General features: G+C 36.0%; 25 protein-coding genes. 12 read left to right on the plus strand and 13 right to left on the minus strand.

Annotated features, from left to right (window positions below):
* Nucleotides 1–290: 290 nt before the first annotated feature.
* From treC to J3U19_RS10770, 4 genes are all read right to left on the minus strand, one after another.
* Nucleotides 291–1,973, minus strand: coding sequence for an alpha,alpha-phosphotrehalase (treC, locus tag J3U19_RS10755; RefSeq protein WP_267341958.1), 1,683 nt, complete (start codon nt 1,971–1,973; stop codon nt 291–293).
* Nucleotides 1,974–2,064: 91 nt separating this feature from the next.
* Nucleotides 2,065–3,492 carry a PTS trehalose transporter subunit IIBC gene (gene treB, locus J3U19_RS10760; protein ID WP_267341959.1) on the minus strand — a complete coding sequence of 476 codons (1,428 nt, stop codon included), beginning with the start codon at nt 3,490–3,492 and terminating at the stop codon, nt 2,065–2,067.
* A gap of 180 nt (nt 3,493–3,672) precedes the next feature.
* Entirely contained in the window at nt 3,673–4,635 is a 963-nt protein-coding gene (gene treR / locus J3U19_RS10765) for a trehalose operon repressor TreR (RefSeq protein WP_267341961.1), read from the minus strand.
* A gap of 350 nt (nt 4,636–4,985) precedes the next feature.
* The gene (locus J3U19_RS10770) at nt 4,986–5,321 is read right to left on the minus strand and encodes a winged helix-turn-helix transcriptional regulator (protein WP_267341962.1); all 336 of its coding nucleotides are present in this window, start codon (nt 5,319–5,321) and stop codon (nt 4,986–4,988) included.
* A 189-nt stretch (nt 5,322–5,510) separates the two neighbouring features.
* Between J3U19_RS10770 and J3U19_RS10775 the strand changes: the two genes are divergently transcribed.
* From J3U19_RS10775 to J3U19_RS10785, 3 genes are all read left to right on the plus strand, one after another.
* Complete coding sequence (locus J3U19_RS10775) at nt 5,511–6,146, plus strand: NAD(P)-dependent oxidoreductase (protein WP_267346295.1); 636 nt, start codon at nt 5,511–5,513, stop codon at nt 6,144–6,146.
* 325 nt (nt 6,147–6,471) lie between these two features.
* Nucleotides 6,472–7,839 (plus strand): allantoinase AllB, encoded by a 1,368-nt coding sequence (gene allB, locus J3U19_RS10780; protein WP_267346296.1) that lies wholly within the window; start codon nt 6,472–6,474, stop codon nt 7,837–7,839.
* 45 nt (nt 7,840–7,884) lie between these two features.
* Nucleotides 7,885–9,267 carry an NCS1 family transporter gene (locus tag J3U19_RS10785; protein ID WP_267346297.1) on the plus strand — a complete coding sequence of 461 codons (1,383 nt, stop codon included), beginning with the start codon at nt 7,885–7,887 and terminating at the stop codon, nt 9,265–9,267.
* Between the two features lie 49 nt (nt 9,268–9,316).
* Here the strand turns inward: J3U19_RS10785 and flhA are convergent, their stop codons facing one another.
* From flhA to flgA, 5 genes are all read right to left on the minus strand, one after another.
* Nucleotides 9,317–11,407: a flagellar biosynthesis protein FlhA gene (gene flhA / locus J3U19_RS10790; RefSeq protein WP_267346298.1), complete on the minus strand. Its 2,091-nt coding sequence runs from the start codon at nt 11,405–11,407 to the stop codon at nt 9,317–9,319.
* A gap of 17 nt (nt 11,408–11,424) precedes the next feature.
* The gene (gene flhB, locus J3U19_RS10795) at nt 11,425–12,555 is read right to left on the minus strand and encodes a flagellar biosynthesis protein FlhB (RefSeq protein ID WP_267341969.1); all 1,131 of its coding nucleotides are present in this window, start codon (nt 12,553–12,555) and stop codon (nt 11,425–11,427) included.
* Between the two features lie 151 nt (nt 12,556–12,706).
* Entirely contained in the window at nt 12,707–13,141 is a 435-nt protein-coding gene (locus J3U19_RS10800) for a flagella synthesis protein FlgN (protein ID WP_267346299.1), read from the minus strand.
* 22 nt (nt 13,142–13,163) lie between these two features.
* Nucleotides 13,164–13,463 carry a flagellar biosynthesis anti-sigma factor FlgM gene (gene flgM, locus J3U19_RS10805; protein ID WP_267341971.1) on the minus strand — a complete coding sequence of 100 codons (300 nt, stop codon included), beginning with the start codon at nt 13,461–13,463 and terminating at the stop codon, nt 13,164–13,166.
* A gap of 78 nt (nt 13,464–13,541) precedes the next feature.
* Nucleotides 13,542–14,189, minus strand: a complete 648-nt coding sequence (flgA, locus tag J3U19_RS10810) for a flagellar basal body P-ring formation chaperone FlgA (RefSeq protein ID WP_267341972.1) — start codon at nt 14,187–14,189, stop codon at nt 13,542–13,544.
* Nucleotides 14,190–14,355: 166 nt separating this feature from the next.
* On the opposite strand from flgA, the gene flgB reads away from it, so the two are divergent.
* Genes flgB through flgJ form a run of 9 tightly spaced genes read left to right on the plus strand, consistent with a single transcriptional unit; the run spans nt 14,356 to nt 21,557 of the window.
* Nucleotides 14,356–14,766, plus strand: a complete 411-nt coding sequence (gene flgB, locus J3U19_RS10815) for a flagellar basal body rod protein FlgB (RefSeq protein ID WP_267341973.1) — start codon at nt 14,356–14,358, stop codon at nt 14,764–14,766.
* A gap of 5 nt (nt 14,767–14,771) precedes the next feature.
* The gene (gene flgC, locus J3U19_RS10820; RefSeq protein WP_267341974.1) at nt 14,772–15,176 is read left to right on the plus strand and encodes a flagellar basal body rod protein FlgC; all 405 of its coding nucleotides are present in this window, start codon (nt 14,772–14,774) and stop codon (nt 15,174–15,176) included.
* Nucleotides 15,177–15,189: 13 nt separating this feature from the next.
* The gene (gene flgD, locus J3U19_RS10825) at nt 15,190–15,903 is read left to right on the plus strand and encodes a flagellar hook assembly protein FlgD (RefSeq protein WP_267341975.1); all 714 of its coding nucleotides are present in this window, start codon (nt 15,190–15,192) and stop codon (nt 15,901–15,903) included.
* A gap of 16 nt (nt 15,904–15,919) precedes the next feature.
* Nucleotides 15,920–17,131, plus strand: a complete 1,212-nt coding sequence (gene flgE, locus J3U19_RS10830; RefSeq protein WP_267341976.1) for a flagellar hook protein FlgE — start codon at nt 15,920–15,922, stop codon at nt 17,129–17,131.
* Nucleotides 17,132–17,145: 14 nt separating this feature from the next.
* On the plus strand, nt 17,146–17,901 hold the full coding sequence (locus J3U19_RS10835; protein WP_267346300.1) for a flagellar basal body rod protein FlgF: 756 nt from the start codon (nt 17,146–17,148) through the stop codon (nt 17,899–17,901).
* Nucleotides 17,902–17,912: 11 nt separating this feature from the next.
* Nucleotides 17,913–18,695, plus strand: a complete 783-nt coding sequence (flgG, locus tag J3U19_RS10840) for a flagellar basal-body rod protein FlgG (RefSeq protein ID WP_039126475.1) — start codon at nt 17,913–17,915, stop codon at nt 18,693–18,695.
* Nucleotides 18,696–18,717: 22 nt separating this feature from the next.
* Nucleotides 18,718–19,395: a flagellar basal body L-ring protein FlgH gene (locus J3U19_RS10845; RefSeq protein WP_267341981.1), complete on the plus strand. Its 678-nt coding sequence runs from the start codon at nt 18,718–18,720 to the stop codon at nt 19,393–19,395.
* Between the two features lie 11 nt (nt 19,396–19,406).
* Complete coding sequence (locus J3U19_RS10850) at nt 19,407–20,516, plus strand: flagellar basal body P-ring protein FlgI (protein ID WP_267346302.1); 1,110 nt, start codon at nt 19,407–19,409, stop codon at nt 20,514–20,516.
* 15 nt (nt 20,517–20,531) lie between these two features.
* Entirely contained in the window at nt 20,532–21,557 is a 1,026-nt protein-coding gene (flgJ, locus tag J3U19_RS10855; protein ID WP_267341985.1) for a flagellar assembly peptidoglycan hydrolase FlgJ, read from the plus strand.
* Between the two features lie 128 nt (nt 21,558–21,685).
* Here the strand turns inward: flgJ and flgL are convergent, their stop codons facing one another.
* The 4 genes from flgL to motA form a co-directional block, all read right to left on the minus strand.
* Nucleotides 21,686–22,624, minus strand: a complete 939-nt coding sequence (gene flgL, locus J3U19_RS10860) for a flagellar hook-associated protein FlgL (protein WP_267341986.1) — start codon at nt 22,622–22,624, stop codon at nt 21,686–21,688.
* A 15-nt stretch (nt 22,625–22,639) separates the two neighbouring features.
* Entirely contained in the window at nt 22,640–24,283 is a 1,644-nt protein-coding gene (gene flgK / locus J3U19_RS10865; protein WP_267346303.1) for a flagellar hook-associated protein FlgK, read from the minus strand.
* Nucleotides 24,284–24,445: 162 nt separating this feature from the next.
* Nucleotides 24,446–25,339 carry a flagellar motor protein MotB gene (gene motB, locus J3U19_RS10870; protein WP_267341988.1) on the minus strand — a complete coding sequence of 298 codons (894 nt, stop codon included), beginning with the start codon at nt 25,337–25,339 and terminating at the stop codon, nt 24,446–24,448.
* Nucleotides 25,339–26,226, minus strand: coding sequence for a flagellar motor stator protein MotA (gene motA / locus J3U19_RS10875; RefSeq protein WP_267341989.1), 888 nt, complete (start codon nt 26,224–26,226; stop codon nt 25,339–25,341). Before motA ends, motB begins: the two co-directional genes overlap by 1 nt.

The following is a 26,226-nucleotide window of genomic DNA, read 5'->3' on the forward strand; positions in this document are numbered from 1 at the left end:
GAACATCCGGAATTGATTAACGTCAAAAAATCATTGAAGAGTGAATATAAAATACACGGTTTCATGTATTTTGCAACTTTTTTTTTGAAAAATCTTAAATTAAAATAGATAGATAATTTACGAGAATGAGTAATACGTTGAAGAAAGAGTACTATAGTTTTAGGACCATATTTTAGTAAAAATGCTTTTTATTTAGTCGATTTTGGTCGTTAGTTTCAAACAACGCTATTAAAGCGTAATCTTGGCTAGATTACGCTTTTTAATCGTTAATGATATTGAAAGATGAACGGCTAATTTAATCCATCCACTTTCAGCAATAAATACATTGCCTGATAAGGTTTTAAGGTTATTTCAGACTCCAACGCATTGCTGTTTGTATAATTACCGAATAATTGTTGCCAATGAATCTGTTGCAGATCTTTTGGCAATGTCCAGTGAGTTGTTTTATTCGTCAAATTGATTATTACCAGAAGTTTTTGATTATTCCAATTGCGAACATAGCACCAATAATCGGCAATATCTGGCGTTAAATCTTGATAATCACCCAAAATAAATATTGGGTACTCCTTCCGCAATCTGATTAAGGTTTGATAGCAATAAAAGATGGAATTGGGATCGTCAAGTGCGGCTTTTACGTTAATCTGTGGATAATTGTTGGCAACAGCTATCCACGGTTCGCCTTTGCTAAAGCCAGCATGAGCGGAGTTATCCCACTGCATCGGTGTTCGGCTATTGTCGCGTGATTTGCTGGCTAAAATAGCTAGCATTTCCGCTTTCGACATGCCTTCGGCGATTTTTTCATGGTAAATATTTAAGCTTTCTACATCCCGATATTGTGATATATCAGTAAAATGAGGATTGGTCATACCAATTTCTTCACCTTGATACAGGTACGGCGTACCTTGTAGACCATAGAGCAACATAGCCAGCATTTTAGCTGATTCGGTATGATATTGGGTCTCATTGCCAAAGCGTGATACGATGCGGGGTTGATCGTGATTACACCAGAAAATGGCATTCCAAGCCTTACCGTGCATGCCAGTTTGCCAATACCCCATGATTTTTTTTAATTCTAATAAGTTGGGCTGTGCCAATGACCATTTGTAACCATCAGGATAATCAACTTTTAGATGATGAAAGTTAAATGTCATGGTCAGTTCTTTACCGTCTAAAGCAGCATAGTGTTGGCAATTTTCAAGGCTAGTTGAGGACATTTCACCCACGGTAATAAGTTGATTAGGTTGGAATACCTCTCGGCTCATCTCTTGTAGAAATTGATGTATTTTGGGACCATCAGTGTAATATTTTCGACCATCGCCGTTGTTATCATCCGCAAAATCTTGTTGTTTTGAAACTAAATTAATGACATCCAATCTTAAGGCATCCACTCCTTTATCCGCCCAAAATTGGCAAACTTTTTTGATTTCTTGTCGGACGTTGGGATTTTCCCAATTCAGATCAGCCTGTTCTTTAGCAAATAAGTGTAAGTAATACTGGTGAGATGGTTCATGCCATTGCCAAGCCTTACCGCCAAATTTTGAACGCCAGTTATTAGGCTCAGCACCATCGGATTTGGCATCTTTCCAAATATAAAAAGATCGATAAGGGCTGGATTTATCTAAAGCAGATTTAAACCATGGGTGCTTAGTTGAAGTATGATTAAATACCATATCCATCATAATACGGATACCGCGAAGATGGGCTTGCTGTACCAGCAATTCAAAATCCTCCATGCTGCCATAGGCGGGATCAATATCATAATAATCAGAGACATCATAACCATTATCAATTTGTGGTGACGGGTAAATAGGCGTTAACCAAATGGCACTAATCCCGAGTCTTTTTAGATAATCTAATCGACTGATAATACCTAATACATCCCCAGTTGGACTTGCGCCGCTGGCTTGAAAGCTTTTGGGATAGATTTGATAAATAGTACCGTTTTGCCACCAAGGAATATCAATTTTATTCATTGCTTGCTCTTCATAGTAATTTTTAAAAATCGTTAATTTAAACAATTGATTAACTGTTCTTATGCCAGAACGGTTAACTTTTATAGACTATTTAGCGAATATCTAACGTACCTTGTTTAAGCTTTATTTTATAAACGGTAGCCGTTAAAACGATCGGTACAACAATCGCCACAATCATTGCTAAGGCATAAATCGACCAATATACCGGTTTAATCGATAATATGCCCGGCAAACCACCGACACCGATACCATTAGATAAAACGCCAAATAAACCACAAATTAATCCAGCTAAAGCTGCACCGATCATGGCACATAGCATTGGGAATTTATAGCGTAAATTGATGCCGTACATTGCCGGTTCAGTTACACCTAAATAAGCCGAGATGGCAGCTGGAACCGAGACTTCCCGCTCATTATGTTTTTTACTTACTAATATAATACCCACTACCGCGGATGCTTGGGCAATATTAGATAAAGCAATAATTGGCCAAAGCGGAGTGCCGCCCATACTTTCGGTCATCTGCATGTCGATAGCGAGTGTAGTATGGTGAATACCGGTAATGACCAGCGGTGAATAGAAAAATCCAAAAATAGCTGAACCAATAAAAGCATAATCGCCGGTCATTAAATATTTAACAACCGTAGCAATACCGTTACCTAACATTCGTCCAAATGGTCCCAATAAAAAGTGAGCTAAAAATACTGATGCTAGCAGCGCAACAATCGGCACAATTACTAGCGTTAAGTAGTCAGGCACAATTTTGCGTAATCGTGTTTCGATCCACCCTAGTGCTAAACCTGCAAAAATGGATGGGATCACTTGTGCTTGATAGCCAACTTTTTCGATACTAGACCAACCAAAATCCCAGACTTCCGGTATTTTGCTTCCAAGGTCATAAGCGTTCATTAGTTGTGGTGAAACTAAAGTAATACCCAGTATAAGACCTAATACTGGCGAACCACCCATTTTTTTCACCGTAGACCAGCAAATAGCAACCGGTAAAAAGTGGAAAATCGCTTCACAAGGTAGCCAAAGAATATTATAGATAGGTTCTAACCAATGGTAAGTTTGAATCAGTGGTTTATCATCAATAGTTGGCATTTCACCGATGATATTACGTAAACCAAGTAATAGACCTCCGGCAATTAAAGCCGGTAATAATGGCACAAAAATTTCGGCCAAATTGGCAATAAGTTGTTCAAAGAAAGACATATTTTTCTTAGCAGCGGCTTTGGTCTGTTCTTTGCTTGCTTCGTCCAAATTTAATTGTTGGGTTAAAGTTTTGTAATAGCTATCAACATTCGTCCCAATGATAACTTGAAATTGCCCGGCGTTGTTAAAACAACCTTTGACAAAAGGAAGGGCTTGTATGGCATCAACATTGGCGATGTTGGGATCGATCAACGCAAATCTTAATCTGGTTAAGCAGTGGGTAACACTGGCAATATTTTCTTTCCCACCAATTAAATCGACCAGTTGCGTTATTGATTCGGTTGATATTTTTGAATCTTTAGCCATAAAAGTCTCCTTGTAATTAAAACTTTAGCTGATTTGTTTCATCAATAGTTTGGCTATTATTTAATATGAATCAAGCTTAAATTGATTTTAATAAATAATAAATGGGAACGTTCCCTATTTGTGACTGAACTCACAATTTTTTACTTGGATTGTGAGGCGATTGATTAATCGAGGCTGATTTTAAATCATTAATTTACAAGGTACGGTAGTGGTTTTAAATGAAACGGTATTTTGTAACATGCTGAGTAATGCTTGGGCGGCATAGGTACCGGCTTTATCAAACCCAAGCTCAACTGAAAGCGTATCAGGGAACAAAAAATTAAGTAACTCACTGTTGCCAATGCTCGCGACCACAATATGTTCTAATTGATTCTGCTGTAAATATTTGTTTAATCCTAAAGCGATGGCGTCAGTCGCACAAACGATTGCTGTTGGCGAGTGTGATAAAATTGATTCAGCAAGTTCATAACCTGAACGATAACTCAAATTGCCTAAGTAAGCATTTGTACTGATTTGATGTTTGTGGCAATAATCCATATAGGCTTGATAGCGTAATGCACCTGTTGTTTGGTCTTGTTGATCAATACCAATAAAGCCAATATTTTGATGTTTTCTTGATTGATGTAAATATTTCAGTAAGGTTGTGACTGCACCAATGTCATCGTAGCAAATGCAAGTATATTCCTGAAATGATCTGGCGATTATCACACTTTTATTTTGCCAAAATGATAATAATGAGTGTTCTAACCCAGTGAAAGCAAAAACAATCACACCATCTGCTTGCTTTTCTTTCAATATGGTTAAATGTTCGTGGACTTTATTAACACTAAACTGGCTTTCAAGGATGATAGGATCGTAACCATGCTGGTATAAAATTGGCAGTATAGCGCGCACTGCTTGATTTTCAGACATCGAATCAAGACGAGTGACAATAATACCTATCACTTTATTTCCATAACCACGCATTGCTCTTGCTGACTTAGAAGGGATAAATTGATACTGTTCAATGATTGTCATCACTTTATTACGGGTGGTTTCTTTCACCATTGGATCATGATTAATTACCCGTGAAACGGTCGATTTGCTCACACCGCTTAATTTAGCAATGTCTTTAATGGTTAGATGGTTAGACAACGCACTCATAATCACTTCATTATACGAAAATCAATGAAATCATAGTAATATAGATTGACCAAAATTGCGATATTCCGATTGAATAAGATGTTTATGAATAGAGATATCATGTTCAATTGATCTGTTCAATCATTCTTCAATGATTCATGCATTATTGTTCAAATAAATCCTAAAAAACTTTGTTTTTCCGTTGGAAAAAGTAGTGTACTTTCAATAGGTTGTTGAATAAAATGAATAGTGTGCAAAAATGATCCACTTTTTTATTTATTACGGTATTCGATTTTTACACGATTGACTGTTAATGCCATTACCCAATGTATTTATCTCGTTACTATAAGAAATGGTTTTTATGATTTTATTCATTCACTGTTTGATATTAATTTTTGATAAGTTTTTCCCCACGCTAACATCGCATCATGCACTTGTTTTAAACTTTGTCCAACTTCGGTTAAGGTATATTCAACTTTTGGTGGTACTTGTGCATAAACTTTGCGGGTGATTAAGCCATTTTTTTCCATAATGCGTAAATGAGAAGTGAGGACTTTTTGTGAGATGCCATTTAGGGATTTTTTTAATTCGCCAAAACGTTTGGTTCCAGTCAGTAAATCACGCACTATTAATACTTTCCATTTATCACCCATTAACATTAATGTGATTTCAACAGGACAAGGAGGCAAATTTTCATTTAATGACATTGTTAATAATTCCTTTAAATTCAATGATAGTTTCCTAAAAGATACTATATTACATAACGGTACCTACTTTACAATAGATACTTTGAATATTAATCTAAAACTTGCCATTGAGTAAAAGATTTTTTATATAACAGATATTTATTTGAATCAAATTGAATTTTAATTTAAATAATAGGAAAGGAGTAAATAATGAAAATAGCTGTAATTGGTGCAAATGGTAAATCAGGCTCATTAATTGTTAAAGAAGCACTTAACCGTGGTCATGCCGTCACGGCAATTGTCCGTAGAGCTGATGCTAAAGTTGATCCTAAAGCTGACGTATTGGTTAAAGATCTTTTTGAGTTAACTTATGATGATTTAAGACCTTTTGATGTTATTGTTGATGCATTTGCCACCTGGACACTCGAGTCACTGCCTTTACATCAAACAAGTTTAAAACATCTTACGGATATTTTGATGGATAAACCTAATCGATTATTAGTTGTTGGTGGTGCAGGTAGTTTATATGTCAATCCAGAACATTCTATTCGTTTAGTTGATACTCCCCAATTCCCTGAAGAGTTTAAACCATTAGCAAATAATATGGCAAAAGCGTTAGATGCACTCAAAAAATGTAACAATGTGAACTGGACATACTTAAGCCCTGCTATTGAGTTTATTGCTGATGGTCCAAGAACAGGTCATTATACCACTGGTGGTGAGCAGTTTATGATTAATAGTCAAGGCAAAAGCCAAATTAGCTATGCTGATTATGCTATTGCTATGGTTGATGAAGCTGAAAATGCTAAACATATTCAGCAACGTTTCACAGTTGTTGCTCATTAGTTTATTAAGCCTTACATTAAGATGGTCTATAATCAAATTACTAGGTTGTATGTAAGGCAAATGATTTAATCCGCAAGCATTAGAAATTTTTGATAACGTGTATCTATTTTCATTCTAATATCACAAAAATGTGGCAAAATGTTATATAGCTACACATTGTTGGATCCTTTTAGTGCATCACGAATCGAAATTTTCAAATCACAATATCGATCCTTACCAATTGATTCATTGGCATATTTATTGCATTACTGTTCTTATCACTTTTTCATAATTCTTATAGTTGTACTGTCTTTGATTCGTTGTTACTTTACTTGGAAAAAATGTTATGCAATACGATCTGATCATAAAAAATGGTCTTGTTATTCTCGAATCGGGTGAAGTCTATACCGATATTGCAATAAAAAATGGCAGAATTGCGGCTATTGGCTTGGATTTGGAGCAAGCTATTAAGACTATTGATGCTCAAGGCTTAGTTGTCAGCCCTGGTATGGTTGATGTTCATGTGCATATTAGTGAGCCTGGCGGTGTTCGTCATGAGTGGGAAGGCTATGTGACTGGAACAAAAGCATGTGCAAAAGGGGGCGTAACAACCTTTGTTGAAATGCCTCTTAATCAACTTCCTGCCACTACCAGTGCTGAAACTCTTCATCAAAAATACGCTGCTGGTCAAGGAAAACTTTATGTCGATGTTGCTTCCTATGGGGGATTAGTTCCTTATAACTTAACCAATAATGGTATTGCAGAACAAGTCGAAGAGGGCGTTGCGGCATTTAAATGTTTTATGGCAACTTGTGGGGATCCAAATCTTGACGGTGATTTTGCTAATGTGAATGATTATGCATTGTGGGAAGGAATGCGCCAAATTGCTAAAACCGGTAAAGTGCTAGCTATCCATGCAGAAAATGCCGCAATTACTGATATTTTAGGGCAACAAGCTAAAGCACGAGGCGAAAGTAAATTATCACAATATGTAGCAACCCGTCCGGCATTTACTGAAGTTGAAGCAATTCGTCGAGCCATCTTTTTCGCTAAACAAACTGGGTGCCCGATTCATATATGCCATGTCGCTTGTCCAGAAGGAGTTGAAGAGGTTATCAAAGCACGCCAAGAAGGCATTAATGTGACGTGCGAAACCTGTATCCATTACCTCTATTTTACTACAGACCAATTGGATGCTATTGGACCAATTGCAAAATGTTCACCACCAATCCGCGATCAGCAAGCTCAAGAAGGATTATGGAAATACCTCTTTGCAGGACACATTATTACCGCCGTATCCGATCATTCACCTTGTACCTATGATTTAAAAAATAAAGACAATGCTTTTGATGCTTGGGGCGGCATTTCTGGTGTTCAAAATAATGTGGATATATTTTTTGATGAAGCGGTACAAAAACGGGGTATGTCATTAAAGCAATTTGCCGATATTATCGCAAAAAATCCTGCCGAAAGATACAACTTACCAACCAAAGGCGCCATTCAAGTTGGTAAAGATGCTGACATTATTTTTATAAAACCTCGTTCATGCTATGTATTAAAAGCTCAAAATCTTGAATATCGCAATCAATTTAGTCCTTATGTGGGTAGGCAAATTGGTGCACAAGTCGTACAAACATTGTTACGAGGAGAAACCATTTATCAGATTGATTCTGGTATTGATTCAACACCAAGAGGAACCTTTATTCGCTGTTAATCATAAAGACATAAGTAAAAACTCAGGTAATTAAGGGATAGGATTATGAAAAATCATACAAAGCAATCATCATCTGAATCACTAACCATTAACAGATCATTACTACCTAAGACCAATAAAGATCGAACCATGAATTGTTTTACCTATGGATTTATGTGGATAGGCGATGGTATGAATTTAGGTAATATGACTTTAGGCACAAGCTTGGTAGTAGCAGGAGTTGCGACTATGAATACTCTTCAAACTTTCATTGCAATGTTCATCTCAATCTTAATTATTACCACAATTTTTGTTTTAAATGATCGGTTAGGGTATCGCACTGGAATTCCTTATGTGATGCAACTGCGCATGTCATTTGGAATAAAAGGAGCTGTTGTTTCATCGTTGCTACGTGGTATTCCTGCTATTGTTTGGTATGGCTTTCAAAGCTGGATTGGCGCAACAGCCCTTAATGAAATCATTAAAATATTATCGAATGGCGGATTTAATCAGGTATTTGTCTGTTTTCTTATTTTGCAATGTTTCCAAATCGCCTTGTCGCTATATGGGTTCCATGCAATAAAATGGGTTGAAACCTTAATTTCGGTTGTTATTCTTTGTGCATTAGTTTATGTTTTTATTATACTACTCAATAATCATCAAGATATTGTTATAGACAAATGGGTGAAGCCTAAAGGAACCTGGGGACTGCCTTTTTATGGCTTTATTATGATGTTTTTGGGCAATTATTCTGCAATTTTTCTGAGTGCAGCTGATTATTCTCGAGAGCTCAAATTAGGCTTTAGCCATCGTCAAAGAGCGTTACTTTATTTTCTACCGATTTTTATTGCTTATGGTTTTATTATTACTATTGGCGTGATGTTGGCTTCTGTCACTGGTAACGCTAATCCAGTGAAAGCCTTTGCAATCGTGGTAGATAATTCCTATATCACTATTATCGTATCAACCTTTATTGTGTTAGGTACCATTGCGGTAAATATTGTCGCTAACATTATTCCGCCAGCTTACGTGATTACCTTGTTAACGAAAGCCAATTATCAATTATCCGTAACAATTACCGGTTTATTAGCTATCGCTTCTTTCCCTTGGATTTTAGTGCAAGATACATCAGCACAAGGATTAGGCTTATTTATTCTCATTTACTCCGCATTTTTAGGACCAATTGTTGCAATACTATTGGTGGAATATTATTTATTACGTCGCCAGCAAATTAATATACATGCTTTATACAATAATAAAGGTCAGTTTGCAGGTTATAATCCTGCGGCTATTTTAGCGATGCTTATTGGTTCTGCTTCGGCATTTTATGAAGTAAGTTTATCATGGATTGTCGGTTTTTTTGTTGGTGGAATAAGTTATATCTTATTAACCAAATACAGGTTTATGCAATCTCCTTTCAAAAAAGGGACAATCTTTGAAAAGAGATAGAGAATTTTACGTGGCTATCGAAACTGACCGTTTAAACTTTCTGTTTTTATTAGGTTTCACTGCCAATTTGACATGTTACTTTGATCTCTCGATTATTCGGAATTTCTAAATTTGACAATACCGCTAATTGAGGAAAATTAGGTCTTAAAAATTGAGCAAGCATGGCTCGTAACGAGTGATTAACCAATAAAACCGGTGGAGCACCGATTGCTTCTTGCTGATGAAGAGCTTGTTGTAGTTGTTGAATGATATGTTCAGCTAAACCCGGCTCAAAGTTACTGGTATTTTGCAGTGTTTGCAGTAACAAACGCTCTAAATTGACATTTAAGCAGATCACATTGATTTGCTCACTATCAGAAAACCATTGTTGAGTGATTACGCGCCCTAATGCAATTCTAACCATACTAAGTAATTGATAAGCATCATTCTGAGTTGGTGCATGTTCACAAATGGTTTCTATAATGGTGCGCATATCACGAATTGAAACTTTTTCAGCAATCAAATTTTGCAATATTTTATGAAACGTTGTTAATGTTATGACTCCTGGAATAAAGTCTTCAACAAGTTTTGGTACTTCTTGCTTAATTCGATCGAGCAGTTCTTGAGTTTCTAACCGACCAAGTAAATCACTGGCAAATTGTTGTAACAGGTGATTAAAGTGCGTTGCAATCATGGTGCTAGTATCAACAACGGTATAACCTAATATCTGCGCATTTTCTTTATCGTTTTTATCTATCCAAATAGCCGGCAATCCAAAAGCAGGTTCAGTAGTAGGTGTGCCTTTAATGGTTTCAGTTACATTACCTGGATTAATGGCTAACCATTTATTATTAACAATTTCACCTTTTCCAATTTCACCACCTTTAATAAAGATTTTATATTGATAAGGCGCTAATGAAAGATTATCGCGAATATGCACTTGAGGAGGTAAAAAGCCTAACGTTTGAGCAAATTTTTTACGTAAACTACGAATTTTACCCAATAATTCGCCGTTTTGTGTTTGATCCACCATAGGGATAAGTCCGTATCCGACTTCCATGGCTAAAATATCTTCAATATTTACATCCGACCAAGTGGCTTCTAAACTTGCTGGCGTCGTTGCCGGTGCTTCTGTGGTTTTTGTGGTATTTTGTGGCTCAGCATTTTTATGTTTGTTTAGCCACCATGCCAGCACGGTTAAAAAACCGGTGAACATTAAAAATACAATATTGGGCATGCCTGGAATCAGTCCAAGTAAGCCAATTACAACCGCTGTCAAAATCAATACTTTAGGGCTATTGAATAACTGGTTAAGCATTTGTTCACTGATACTATCTTGCGAGTTCACTCGAGTAACAATAACACCTGCTGCAGTTGAAATAATTAATGATGGTATTTGCGCAACTAAACCATCACCAATTGTCAGTAATACATAAGTGTGGCTTGCATCAGCAAACGTCATACCATGTTGCATAACACCAACTAATAAGCCACCGATAATGGTAATTGCCATAATGAGCAACCCAGCAATAGCATCACCGCGAACAAATTTACTGGCACCGTCCATTGAACCGTAAAAATCGGCTTCTTGGGTCACTTCTGCTCTTCGTGCTTTAGCTTCATCTTCACCAATTAACCCCGCATTAAGATCAGCATCAATTGCCATTTGTTTACCTGGCATGCCATCTAATGCAAAACGAGCCCCCACTTCAGCAATTCGTCCAGCTCCTTTGGTAATCACCATGAAGTTAATGATGACCAAAATAACAAATACAACCATACCAATAGCAAAATTTCCACCAACTAAAAAGTGCCCGAACGCTTCAATAACCCGCCCTGCCGCATCACTGCCGGTATGACCTTTTAATAATACTACCCTTGTAGAGGCAACATTGAGCGATAAGCGCAATAAAGTTGCAAATAATAAAACCGTTGGAAATGCTGCAAAATCAAGCACTCTTTTAGTGAATAAAGCGACAATTAATATAATAATGGATAAGGCAATATTAAAAGTAAAAAATAGATCTAAGATAAAAGCTGGCAAAGGTAATACCATCATCGACAGAATCAATAATATGAGTATTGGTCCCGCTAAAATTTGATATTGACCATTTTTTAAGGTATTCAATGACAATAATGTCTGTAGCTTTGATTTAATCATAAAATTAGTAATTACGGTTATTTATATTCGGATAGCGATTCAGGTACGGGTAAATTATTCGGTGCTATTGGCTTATCACCGCCATATTTATACCAATGTTTTAATTGATATACCCAAGCTAAAATTTGTGCCACAGCGGTATAAAGCTCGGTTGGAATCGTTTCACCAATTTCACCATGGTGATATAAAGCACGAGCTAAAGGTGGTGCCTCTAATAAGGGTATATTATGTTCGCTTGCTATTTCTTTAATACGCAGCGCAATGTTATCCGTACCTTTGGCTAATAATTTTGGAGCAGCCATGGTTTTATCATCATATTGTAAAGCAACAGCGTAATGGGTTGGGTTAGTTACAATAACATTGGCTTTAGTCACATCTTTCATCATTCGACGTCGGGCCATTGCTTGTTGCATTTGGCGAATACGACCTTTTATTTGTGGATCACCTTCTTGTTCTTTAAACTCATCTTTAATTTCTTGTTTGGACATTTTCAATTTTTTCAAATTACTCCAAATTTGATAAAAAATATCAAAACCAACCATTGGTATTAAAGATAACACACTTAAAATTCCACAAATAATGACTAATTCTATTGCATTTGTTAATGCGTTATTTAAATACATATTGGGTAAGGAAAGTATATTGGGAAAATAGTGTAATAAAAATAGAGCTACCGTGGTTGAAATCAGGGTAACTTTAAGTATGCTTTTAAGCAGTTCCGAAAAAATTCTAATGCTAAATAGTCGACCAAACCCAGCTATAGGGTTGAGTTTTGAAAATTTTGGTTTGATTGATTGCAGGCTAAAGAGTAATCCCCCAACACCAAGTGGAGCAAACATGGCAGTAATTACCAATCCTATAACAATTGGCACAATAGACCAAATACCTGCTGTGATCAAATTAACTAAATGTAAAGTAATTAATGTATCATCTTTTGGTGAGTGTGATACTTTGATCGCCATTTTTATAATAGTGATCAGTTGATTAACTGTATAAGGTCCTATTATTAAAAGTAGTGAAATACCTATTAATAGAATAAACAAGGATGTTAATTCTCGAGATCGTGGTATCTGCCCCTTTTCCTTAGCTTTTTTTATTTTGCTATCCGTGGGTTGTTCGCTTTTATCTAGATCACTCTCATTAGCCATGGTGGGAATAAAATTATACTGTTAAATGCATTTTTTAATGATAACAGTATGAACTTATTATTTGAGAATTATTGCTTTGAAAAGGCGATGATTTATGGGGTATTTATCTCGTTTAACGGATTTTAATATCAATAGTTTGTTTGTTTTTATTTTACACTTTCGCCCGTTTGGATGAAATAACTTCAGTTTGCTGATAGCCATTATTTGTATAAACTGCTGGATTATTTAAATTTTTAAGATAATTGATTGACTGTTCTGTCATGTTCATGCGATTTTGAATAATCAAACCATTATCGTGATTAATCTTTGCCAATAATTTGGTAGTATCGGTAATTGATTGCCAGTGAGCCGCCACGGCTGGATTTTCATTATAAGGGGGTTGTATTGCCAGTTGTTGACTCAACTTAACTCGTTTTTCATCCAATAATTTTAATTGAATAAGTAACTGACTTTTTTTATCAATAATATCAGCTAATTGATTGATTAACTTATTATCAATCAGTATTTGTTGCTCTGTTTGCAGAATTTCTGAGAGAGTTTGTAACATTTCTGTGATGTTGTTTAAAATATCCTCTAATTCTAACATGTTTATATTCCTTAAATGTTCATTAGCTTTCAATGTTTTGTAGCATTTGCTGAATCAGTTCTTTAGCAATTTTTCGTGAATCAATCACTAATGAACCATCGGCAATGGCTTGTTTTATTTTATCAACTTTTTTTACGTTAATATCATTGTCGATTGTGCGTAATAGTGTTACTGAATTTTGTGATAGGTTTACATTAGCACTTACCTTGGTATCATTTTGGGCTGGTATTACCGCTGTCTGATTTTTCTGTTGCTCAGAAATTACATCACGACTCATAAGTCCTGAAATGGCGGTAATAGATTTTGTTGCATCAATACTCATAAGGTACCTTTGATCATAATTACGATTTGTATAATTTGTTTAGTTCCATTATCGGCAAAAATAGAAAAATCATTAATTTTATTTGTTGAAAATGATTACACCTTGATTTGTTAATACTCCATCAATGACATTACCTGAATTAAGTTTAACACTAATTTTCTCATCTAATGTGGCATTATTGAGTGATTTACCATTTGTGGTTATTTGATAACTTTCGCCATCAATAATGACTTTAACGATTTGACCAGCTTTAACCTGCCAATTTTTTTGTAGCATTGCTTTTTTTATGGTTTCACTCTGATTGATATTACGTGTAGCAATATGATTAAGGGCATCGGATTTATTTAAAATAACTGAGGAGGGGAGCTTATCTAACCATCCAAATTTTAAATCTATCAAATCTTCTGTGATAACTGAGCCAGCCATGATTGGTTGTTTGGCGATAAGGTAATGTCCGCTAACTGCAACATAAATGTGCATAAACCTTTTTTTATTATCACACTGTACACTGATGGTCATATTGCCCCACGGTTTTTTGGTATTAAGTAAAGATAAGGTGGGGTTGTCGCAATTCAATTTAGGCATATCATTGGTATAACTAATCGTTACAGCTTCAGGATTATGGCTAAATTGCTGAGTAATGAGATCGTTAATCTGTTTGCTAAGCGAGTTAGCTAAGACGATATGGCAGCTAAATAAGATAAACATACCAATTATTAATTTCACTATTCTAATCATGCTTATTTTTTCTATATTATTTATGATGTAAATTTTACTTTATGCTCAGAAAGTCTGAATGTTGAAATAAGGACAATTTTAACCGTTATTTGTACGATGATTTTTTTTAGCTTCACTTAAAATCCTTTCTATCAAAAAAAATTAGGGTGATTTTATGTTTGATAAATTGGATAACTGGGTTAATTTTCACAGTCAGGCACTCAATGTGCGTGAAATGCGGCAAAATATTCTAGCCGCCAATATTGCTAATAGTGATACACCTAATTATCAAGCTCGAGATATTGATTTTAAAGCAGAGTTAACTAAAGCCATAAAAAATGAAGGTAATGCAAATAATATTGCACTTCATATTACTTCTAATGGTCATATTCCAATGTCAATGCCAATGATGACAAATCAAAATCTATTGTATCGAATACCTTATCAAGCTTCAGCAGATGGTAACACTGTAGAGATGGATCAAGAGCGTACAGCGTTTATGGATAACACTATTCACTATCAAAGTAATCTTACTTTTTTAGGTGAACAATTTAAAAATGTGATGTCAGTATTACAGCAAGGATAATTGTCATGAGTTTTTCTATTTTTGCCATTTCCGGTTCAGCACTAATGGCACAGACCCAACGTATGAATATCAGTGCCAGTAATTTAGCCAATGCTGAAAGTATTACCAGCACAACAGGTCAAGCTTATCGAGCTAAACAAGTTATTTTCCAAGTTGATGATAATGGTTACCAAAATAGCGTAGCAGGCGTAAAGGTGTCACAAGTGATTGAAGATCCAGCGCCAATGAATTTAATCTATGACCCGAATCATCCTTTAGCAGACGAAAAAGGTTACATTCAAAAACCAAATGTTGATGTAGTGGCAGAGATGGTCAATACCATATCAGCATCTCGTAGTTATCAAGCAAATGTAGAAGTCATCAATACAGCAAAAAGTTTAATGCTTAAAACCCTTACCTTAGGGCAATAGAAGGATGTAATTCATGGGTATTTCGAATGTAGCAGTGTCAGAAACATCAAATATGACGAGTCCAGTCAGAAAAGGGACATCTGATGGTAATTCTAGTCAGGAATTACAAGATAATTTTTTAACATTACTTATCGCCCAAATGAAGAATCAAGATCCCACCAATCCCATGGACAACAGTCAGTTGACTTCACAACTTGCTCAGATTAATACGTTAGCAGGTATTGAACGACTTAATACGACATTAGGTATGGTTTCTGGTCAGATTGACGACAGTATGTCAGTGAATGCAAGTAATATGATTGGTAAAGGTGTCATGGTTCCAGGTAATAAAATTTTGGTTGCCACATCGGAAGTCGAAGGCTCAGAAACAGAAAAAGAGACCATTACCACACCATTTGGCTTTGAACTTATGCGTGATGCTGATTCAGTGGTTGTTACCATAAAAGATGAAAACGGCAATGTTGTGCGTGAGGTTGATCTCGGTTCGATTCCTGCTGGGGTCAGTTCTTTTACTTGGGATGGTGAACTTAATGATGGAACACTTGCGCCTGATGGTAGCTATACGTTTTCAGTTAATGCCAGCTACGATGGACAAAAAGTATCTTCAACACCATTATCTTATTCCGTGGTGTACGGAGTAATTAATAGCAAAGTTAACAATAAAGTATTACTAGATTTAGGGATACTGGGTTCAATTAGTATTGACGAAGTGCGTCAAATTCTTTAAAGGGGAATAAGTTCATATGGGGTTTTCTCAAGCAATTAGTGGTATGAATGCCGCTTCAAAACAATTAGATGTTATTGGTAATAATATTGCCAATTCTGCAACAGTTGGCTTCAAAAGTGCTAGTATCTCATTTGCTGATATCTATGCCGGTTCAAAAGTTGGAATGGGGGTTAAAGTTGCATCTGTTATGCAAAATTTTAATGATGGCACGACAACCTCTACCAATAATAGTTTGGATGTTGCTATTTCTGGTAATGGATTTTTTCGGTTAGTGGATAGCAGTGGGCAAATCTATTATACCCGTAATGGTCAGTTCCAATTAGATGCTGAGCGTAATATTATCTCTGCCGATGGATTACAATTAACGGGCTATTTAGCGACAGGTACGCCACCACAAATCCAACAGGGATCTGCGCCTGGCCCATTAAAAATTTCGCAAGAGATGTTAAATGCTTCAGCAACCAGTAAGGCCTCTTTGCAAACAAATTTAAATTCAAACAGTAAAGTTCCTGAAAAACAACCGATCAGTGCAACAGATGCTGACACATTTAATTATTCAACCACCATCACCACTTATGATTCCTTAGGTAATCAACGTAATGTTCAGCTTTTTTATGTTAAAACAGCAGATAACCAATGGGATGTTCATTATCTTGATAGCAGCGATCCTAACGCAACGCTTCAGACCTTAGGGAAAATGGAATTTGATTCATCCGGTAAATTAATTAGTGATCCAGAAATGACGATCAATATTAATGGTCTAAATGGTTCGGCAGATAACAGCTTTACATTATCACTTGCAAGCAGTACCCAACAAAATATGGGTAAAGAAGTCGGTAGCATTAAAACCCCTATTATTGATGGTTATGCCGCTGGTGATCTAGTTGGCTATAGTATTAATGATGACGGTACAATTTTCGGTGTTTATTCTAATCAACAAACCATGTTATTAGGTCAAATTGCCATGGCAGATTTTGCCAATGTTAATGGATTAGAATCAGCGGGCAATAATAATTGGCGATCAACGCTTAATTCTGGATCAGAAGTGTTGGGTACCGCCAACAGTGGGACGTTTGGTTCACTAGCCAGTGGTGCGGTAGAGGCTTCTAATGTTGATATGAGTCAAGAGTTGGTCAATATGATTGTCGCTCAGCGTAATTATCAATCGAATTCACAAACCATTAAAACTCAAGACCAAATACTCAATACATTGGTTAATTTGCGTTAGTTTAAGGATTATTTATGGATCGGGTTATTTATACTGCAATGTCGGGCGCAAGCCAAACGCTTAATCAGCAGGCGGTTACTTCACATAATCTGGCAAATGTATCAACGGTGGGATTTCGAGCTCAATTAACAGCAATGAAAGCTGTGCCAATAGTAGGCAATGATATGCCAACACGAACGATGGTTGTTGCAACAACACCTACTTACGATTCAACAATGGGAGCATTTAATTATACTGGTCGAAATTTAGATGTCGCACTATCTCAAGACGATTGGCTAGCAGTACAGTTAGCAGATGGAAGTGAGGCTTATACCCGTAATGGTGCAATTGAGATTGATGAAAACGGTGGACTTTATATCCAAGGCCATCCATTAATGGGGGATAATGGTGTTTTAACTGTACCACAACAATCTCAAGTAAGTATTAGTCGTGATGGTACCCTTTCTGCTTTAGGCGCAGGAGATAAACCGACCACTATAGCCCAAGTCGGTAAAATAAAAAAAGTCCATCTTTTGCCACAAGAAATGGTACGTGGCGATGATGGTTTTTTTCATTTAACACAGGCAACATTAAATGAACGTGGTGCGGTAATGCCTGATAATCCAAAAGCTCAGTTAATGTCAGGGGTATTAGAAGGCAGTAATGTGAATCCTGTTACCGCTATGGTGGATTTAATCTCTCATGCTCGTCAATTTGAAATGCAAATGAAAGAAATCACTACTGCTGATGAAAATGCTCAAAAAGCGAATCAAATTTTATCACTTACTTAGGAGGGAATAGCATGATTAAATCATTATGGATTGCTAAGACAGGATTAACTGCTCAACAAATGAATATGGATATTATCTCTAATAATTTAGCCAATGTTAGTACCAGTGGTTTTAAAAGACAGAGAGCGGTATTTGAAGATCTACTTTATCAAACGGTTCGCCAACCAGGGGCACAATCATCTGAGCAAACAACATTACCATCCGGGTTGCAAATTGGTACAGGTGTTCGTCCAGTTGCGACCGAACGTATTCATAGCCAGGGAAATTTGGAAGCAACGGATAATAGCAGTGATGTGGCAATTAATGGACAAGGTTTTTTCCAAGTTTTATTACCCGATGGTACACAAGCGTATACGCGTAATGGTGCGTTTCAAGTCAATCAAAATGGACAATTGGTTACAGCTGCTGGTTATGAAATTCAGCCAACCATTAATATTCCATCTAATGCCATCAAAATGACCGTTGCACGTGATGGTGTGGTCAATGTGACCTTAGCCAATCAATCAACACAAGTCCAAGTTGGGCAATTAACCTTACATACGTTTATTAACGATACAGGACTAGAAAGTATGGGTGAAAACTTGTATTTAGAAACCGAAAGCTCAGGTGCACCAACTGAAAATACTCCTGGACTAAATGGAGCAGGATTGCTCTATCAAGGTTATACTGAAACGTCTAACGTTAATGTTGCCGAAGAGTTGGTTAATATGATTCAAGTACAACGTGCTTACGAAATTAACAGTAAAGCCATTTCTGCATCGGATCAAATGCTACAACGTTTAAACCAATTATAAATCTAATAGCATGATAAATATAGTGAAATATCTTTATATTCTCATAGCACTTTTTCTTTTTAGTTGTGCTCAGTTGCCTAAAAAAGCCTTGGTTGAAGGGCAAACAAGTATCGTGCCGAGAATGCCTGATATTGTCAATACCAGTGGTTCAATCTATCAGGCAGCCCAACCGAGCAGTTTTGGCTATCAACCCATGTTTGAAGATCGTAGGCCGCGCAACATTGGTGATGTTTTAACAATTGTCTTACAAGAAAACGTTAGTGCAAGCAAAAGCTCATCAATTAATGCCGGTCGTAATGGGGCTTTAAATGTAGGGGTAAAAACCGTTCCTCACTTTTTAGATGGACTGGTTGGCCGAGGTAAAGCCGATACGGATATCTCAGGTAGTAATGATTTTAAGGGATCAGGTGGTGCGAATGCAAAAAATACCTTTAGTGGCACCATCACCGTCACTGTGCAAAATGTCATGATTAATGGCAATTTGAAAGTCATTGGTGAAAAACAGATTGCCATTAATCAAGGTACAGAATTTATAAGATTTTCGGGTGTAGTAAATCCAAGAACCATTAGTGGTAATAATACTGTTATTTCAACGCAAGTTGCTGATGCCCGTATTGAGTATGTCGGTAACGGCTACATTGATGAAGCACAAACTATGGGCTGGTTACAGCGCCTATTTTTAAATTTTTCACCATTTTAATGAGTATCATTATGCTAAATAATTTACGCATTTTTATCAATTTACTTGTTATGACATTGTTGGTTGTTCCTGTTTGTTATGCAAAACCCATTCGTGATCTTGTTACCATTCAAGGGGTAAGAGAAAATGCTTTAGTGGGTTATGGTATTGTGGTTGGACTTGATGGCACAGGCGATCAAACTTCACAGACACCTTTTACTATCCAAAGTATCACAAATATGTTATCGCAATTAGGGATAACGGTGCCATCAGGCAGTAACATGCAATTGAAAAATGTAGCAGCCGTAATGGTAACCGCCAAATTACCTTCTTATGCACGAGTTGGACAACAAATTGATGTGGTGGTTTCCTCTCTTGGGAATGCGAAAAGTTTGCGTGGCGGAACATTAATTATGACTCCACTAAAAGGCACGGATAATCAAGTATATGCTATTGCACAAGGTAATTTGTTTGTTGGTGGAATGGGGGCAAGCAGCAAGGGTTCAAGTGTCAATGTTAATCAAACCGCTGGAGCGACCATTCCTAATGGTGCAACAATCGAACGAGAGCTTGCTACTCGTTTAGATGAAGAAGATACGATTCATCTACATCTTAACCAATTTGATTTTACCCGTGCCTTAAAAATATCTGAGGCAATTAATAAGTTACAAAAAAATATAGCTGTTGCGATGGATGGTACAACCATTACTGTAACAATGCCTAAGGATAATCAGGCGCGAGTAAAGTTATTGTCACGCATACAAAATCTTGAAATTGGTCATACACCTATTTCAGCTAAAGTGGTAATAAATACACGTACTGGTGTTGTGGTGATGAATCAAAAAGTTAAATTAGACAATTGTGCCGTTGCTCATGGTAACTTGTCGGTTGTAGTCAATAACAAATTAAAAGTTAATCAACCTAATACACCATTAGCGGGAGGCAACACCGTAGTTGTTCCTGATAATGATGTTAGCATCGAGCAAGATGGTGGCGCATTACATAATTTGACTTCAGGAACTGACTTAAACCGAGTTATTCATTCACTTAATTTATTAGGGGCAAATCCCACAGAGTTAATGTCGATACTTGAAGCATTAAAAACCGCAGGTTGTTTACATGCCTCATTGGAAACGATTTAAAGCAGAATTATTAATATGAAGAATCAAATTAATCAGTCTATTAACCGTTTTGCTTATGATTTTTCAAACATTAGCCAATTAAGACGCAATGCCGTTAGTGGATCAAGGGAAAGCATCAAACAAGTTGCCGATCAGTTTGAAACATTGTTTGTGAATATGATGATGCAATCAATGCGAAAAGCCGTTCCTAATGGTGGGTTATTTAATCAATCTGCCATGCAGTTATTTACCTCAATGTTTGATCAGCAAATTGCACAACAAACAGCAGGAAAAGGGCTTGGACTTGCCGATATTATTGCTAAACAATTAATTAATCAGTCTCGTTCTACGGTTAGCATTAATGCACAATCTCAAGCTAATCATCAACAAGCTAATATGCAATTGGCACAATCTTTATTCAGTAATAATTCTTCTAATTTATCTCCAGCCGCATTAGGTCAAATGCTCTACCAGCAACATAAAACTCATGAAATAACCCAAAAAAATGTTAATAAATTGTCACTATCAACATCACTTAATCGTCTTGATGAAGATCCTATTACACAATTTGTGGTTGAATGGTTTGAACCCGCTAAACAGGCTGCCAAAGTTTCAGGTATTCCTTATGAGGTTATTATTGCTCAAGCCGCATTAGAAACAGGTTGGGGTAAAAAACAGATAAAAACAACTGATAATCAGCCAAGTTATAACTATTTTGGTATAAAAGCATCTTCATCATGGAGAGACAATTCTACTCGGTTAACGACGCAAGAATTTCTCAATAATAATAAAGTTAAAATTCAAGATGATTTTAGAGTGTATAACAGTAAACAACATGCGATCACCGATTACCTTAATTTACTCACTAAAAATCCACGTTATCGTGCTGTAGTCAATGCACCCGATGCAAGAACAGCGGCCAAAGCATTACAAGATGCTAATTATGCAACCGATCCTAATTATAGTGAAAAATTGATTCAAATTATCAATCGTATTGAGACAATAGCTAAAAATACATCACAAAAATCCATGTCTGGTTTCAGTCAAATTGCCTTTAAATAGTATTTAATAAACTGTTTTAAGTTTAAAGAAAGTGATGATTAGGAGGCTTTTGCCTCCTATTTTTTAGGATGTATATTTAAAATATAAGGTATGAAGGTTTTGTATAAGTAAAGTTTAGTGGTGATCAGTTATTTCATTTGAAATAACGACATGCTTTGCATATTCATAAATGTATATTGTGCTGCTTGTAAATTTGCTTGTAACATCACATAATCTGAAATTGCCTCATACCAATCAACGTCTTCAATTTGACTAATTTGCGTTTCAAAATCGATGTCCAATGTCTTACCAAGAGCAGTTAATCTTTCGACTTCTGCGAGTACATTACCGCCCGATGATCTCACTGTGGATATGTTTTCAAACGAGTTATCAACCCCTTGGCTGGCTTTGGATAACCCTTTTCTAAATTGCGCAATCGAATCAGGATCATTGTCGTCTAAACCAATTTGTAATGCATCAATTGCATAATCAAGACTGGCAAACACATCACTTTCAGCAGCGCTATTGGCACCGGTCATAAAAATTTGTTCGCCCGTAAAACTCAATGATACTTCACGCGTTTCATCAATAAATATATTGATGGTTGTTGAGCCACCAACATAATTAACAATTCCATTTTTATCGACAATAAAAGGAGGTGTATCATTTTTATTACCCGCAAAGAGATAGTTTCCATTTGTATCTTTGGCATTGGCTAACGAAATGAGTTGATCTTTTAATCCCTGTAGTTTGTTGGCTAAATCAAGTCTGTTTTCGTCATTTAGCGTTTCATTACCTGCATAAACTAAAGTTTCTTGAATTGATTGGATAACGGTATTGGCTTCTTTTAGTACGGTATCTTGGCGACTTAACGAGTTATTAGCACTTTCACGCGCAGCTTGAAACTGGTTATTTCTCGATTGGGCCTGTTTTAATATTAACGCTTGTGATGAGCCCATTGGATCATCCGACGGCGATAAGATTTTTTTACCGGTTGCTAAATGTAATCCTGATTTTTGCCATTTATTATTGGTATTTAAAATACTATTTAAATTTTTTTGATACATTGCATTCGTACTAACACGCATATTTTAATCCTTTTATCATTTAGCCAAACCTAAAATGGTATCAAATATTGTAGTTGCCGCATCAATAATCTTTGCATTAGCTTGATAATACTGCATATAAACTTGCATGGAAATGTATTCTTCTTCAATATTCACACCCGAGATTGATTGATTTTGCTCATAAATTTCTTGGGTAATATTCTTACTGGATTGTGCTGAAATTTTAGCAGTTTGTGTTTCACTTCCCACATAACTTATCAACGCGTTATAAGCACTTTTTAAAGTTTTTGTACCATTAATTAATTTTTCATTTTGAATCTCAAGCATTTTAGCAACATTACGGTTGTCACCATTACCATTTTCATCATCGTTTATACCTGTTGCGAATTTATTCACATCTTTCACTAATAATTGTAATGATGATGCAACATCTGCAACAGGTTTGAGTAAAAAGCTATCACCTGCTACTGGATTGCCATTTATTTCAATAGATAATCCATCAAACAATAATTTACCATCTTCAAATTGTGGGGTAATTTGCTTATCATCAGATAATCTGGTTACTACCCAATCACGACCATTGAACTCAATTTTATAATCAGACGCTTTTATATCTGTCACTGAGTTGTAATTAATTTTAGCCGTAGCATTGCCTTGATTTTTGGTGCTAGCAATACTACTAGGAGACTGATAGTCAAACAATTTTTCACCAGCATCGCCATTAATATCTACACCCGACATATGCACTTCATTAAAGCGCTCAGCTAGGTTTAATGCAATTAAACCTAGCTGATTACGTGCTTCAACGAGTTGTCCATCACGAAAAGCTAATAATCCATTTAATCGACCTGATGCAATATTTTGGCCTGTCAGTTCTTGAGTTGCACCAGAATTATGTGTGTAGATAATGGTATTTAATGCAGGATCATCCTTAGATGGTTGCACAGATAATTGCGTTGCCGATGACCCTTGCACTAAACTTAGCCCATTAGGGAGCGAAATATTATATTCTCCATTTTGTTCTGTAACCGTTATTCCGATCATTTCACTTAACTCATTCACCAATTGATCTCGTTCATCGAGTAGTGCATTGGGTTCATGACCACCGCTCACTGCCTGTAATCTTGCGATTTTTTGATTAAGATCGGCAATTTGTTTAGTGTATGAGTTAATCGTATCAACATTATTAACGATTTCAGTATTGATATTGGCAATCTGATTTTTTAAATTTAATTCTGTTTTATTGAATTGACTAACTAACGAGCTAAGATCATTAATGACTGTCTGTTTGGATGCTGCATTGCCCGCATCAGAGGAGAGCTTATTTAAACTAGTAAATAAATTATTTAATTGTGAAGAAATACTGTTTTCGTTCTCAGCCAATAAATTATCGATTTTTGATAATTCATTGTAGTAAGCTTTTATCGAACCATTTTGTGATTGCGCTTGACGTAATTGTCCTACTACAAAACTATTGTATGCTCGATTAACGGATGAAACCGATACGCCATTACCAACAAATCCATAATTATATTTAGTACCATTTGCCTGACGCAAAATTTGCTGTTGGCGATTATAACCAACGGTATGTGCATTACTAATGTTATTACTTATCACATTAAGCATATTTTGTGCTGCATTTAATCCACTAATACCTGTGTTCATCAATGAATTTGACATAATAGCTCCTAAATATAATTTCCGTTAATAACCAAACTACCACCCCTAGGGTTATCTTTTATATCGGACTAAAATCGTAAAACTTTAGTTTTTTTTAGATAAAATTGGATTTTTTCTAATTTTCATTTTTTAGCGTACTCAATCAAATTATTTTTATTGGCATTACTCTGATTTAATTGGTTGTGCTTGTTTTAAAAAATCGATTCCCGTCATCGTATTTTCATCTTCAATATATTGTTGTGCCGACTTATTCAAAATCAAAATACTAATTCGACGATTGGCATCTTTGCTGTAATTTTGATTATTGAGACTTACCGTATCAGCAAGAGCAATAATGCGAATAATCTTGCCAGAATCTAATCCGCCAGCAATAAGTTCTCTTCTTGATGAATTTGCTCTATCAGCAGATAACTCCCAGTTACTGTACCCTCGATCACCGGTTATATACTGACGCTCATCAGTGTGACCTGATAAAGTCATTTTGTTTGGCAAAGAATTTAAAATTGGCGCAAGCGCATGCAAAATATCTTGCATATCAGAACGAATTACGGCGCTTCCTACTTCAAACATGGGATTATCATCCGTTGCCAGAATCTGTATCCGTAATCCCATTTCGGTCAATTCAATGATCAAATTGGCGGCTAATTTTTTTAATCTAGGATCAATTTGGAAGACTTCATAGATTTTTTGAGCTACTTTTATCAGCTGTAATTTTTCAACTTGTTTGGATTCTGATTCTGTCAGGTTTTGGCTTAAAAATGTATTTTTTTCTTCGCCTAATTTTTTACTAACATCATCACCACCACCTGGAATGGGACTTTCACTGTCACTTAGGTTTTTACCGCCATTTTGCCCCAAAATAATCGGTGTTCTAAAGTATTCTGCGATACCTTGTAATTCTTGTGGACTCGATTTGGAAATTAACCACATAACCAAAAAAAGTGCCATCATCGCTGTCATGAAGTCAGCATAAGCGATTTTCCACGAACCACCATGGTGACTGCCACCATGCCCTGATTTTTTTTTAGTGATTATTCTTACAGATTTGTCTTTCATTATTCGTTATTTTCATTTGAGTTGGCATTTTTATCTTTTACATCTTGTATGTATTTTTCTAATTCAAAAAAGGATGGTCTTTCATGAGAAAATAACGTTTTTCTCCCAAATTCAATACAAATTTGTGGGGCATAATCGTGCATACTAGCAATGAGTATTACTTTGGTACACTCTAGTGTTTTGATCACACCGGTGTTTCTTTGCTTTAATAATGCGGCTAATGGGGAAACAAATCCGTAAGCCAATAAAATACCTAAAAAAGTTCCTACCATGGCATGCGCAATAAGTTCACCCAACTCACTCGCTGGTCTGTCCGCTTGTGCTAAAGTATTAATGACACCCATAACGGCTGCCACAATACCAAAAGCTGGTAATCCATCCCCAACACTGGAAATTGCATCAGCCGGTTTTTCTAATTCGTGAGTATAAGTCTCGATCTCTTCATTCATCAGCGCTTCAATTTCAAATGCATCCATATTGCCACTGATCATTAATCGCAAATAATCAGTGATAAAATCACAGATTTGAGGATTGGCTAAAATAATTGGATACTTTTTGAATAACTCGCTCTCTTTTGGATTATCAATATCAGATTCAATGGATAATGTACCATTTTGTCGAATTTTAGTAAGAATGGTGTACATTAAATTAATCAGTGTTAGATAAAGTGTTTTATTATATTTGGATGATTTAAATAATTGGCCTAATGCTTTAAGTGTCGCTTTTATTACTTTCTTTTCATTACTGACAATAAAAGCCCCTATTGCTGTTCCACCAATAATCAGAAATTCTAATGGTTGAAAAAGTACTGCTAAATACCCTCCACTTAGCACATAACCAACTAAAGCAGAAGCGATAACAACAATATATCCTATAATTATTAACAT

It is taken from the genome of Gilliamella sp. B2828, from assembly GCF_026537125.1.
Lineage (GTDB): Bacteria > Pseudomonadota > Gammaproteobacteria > Enterobacterales > Orbaceae > Gilliamella.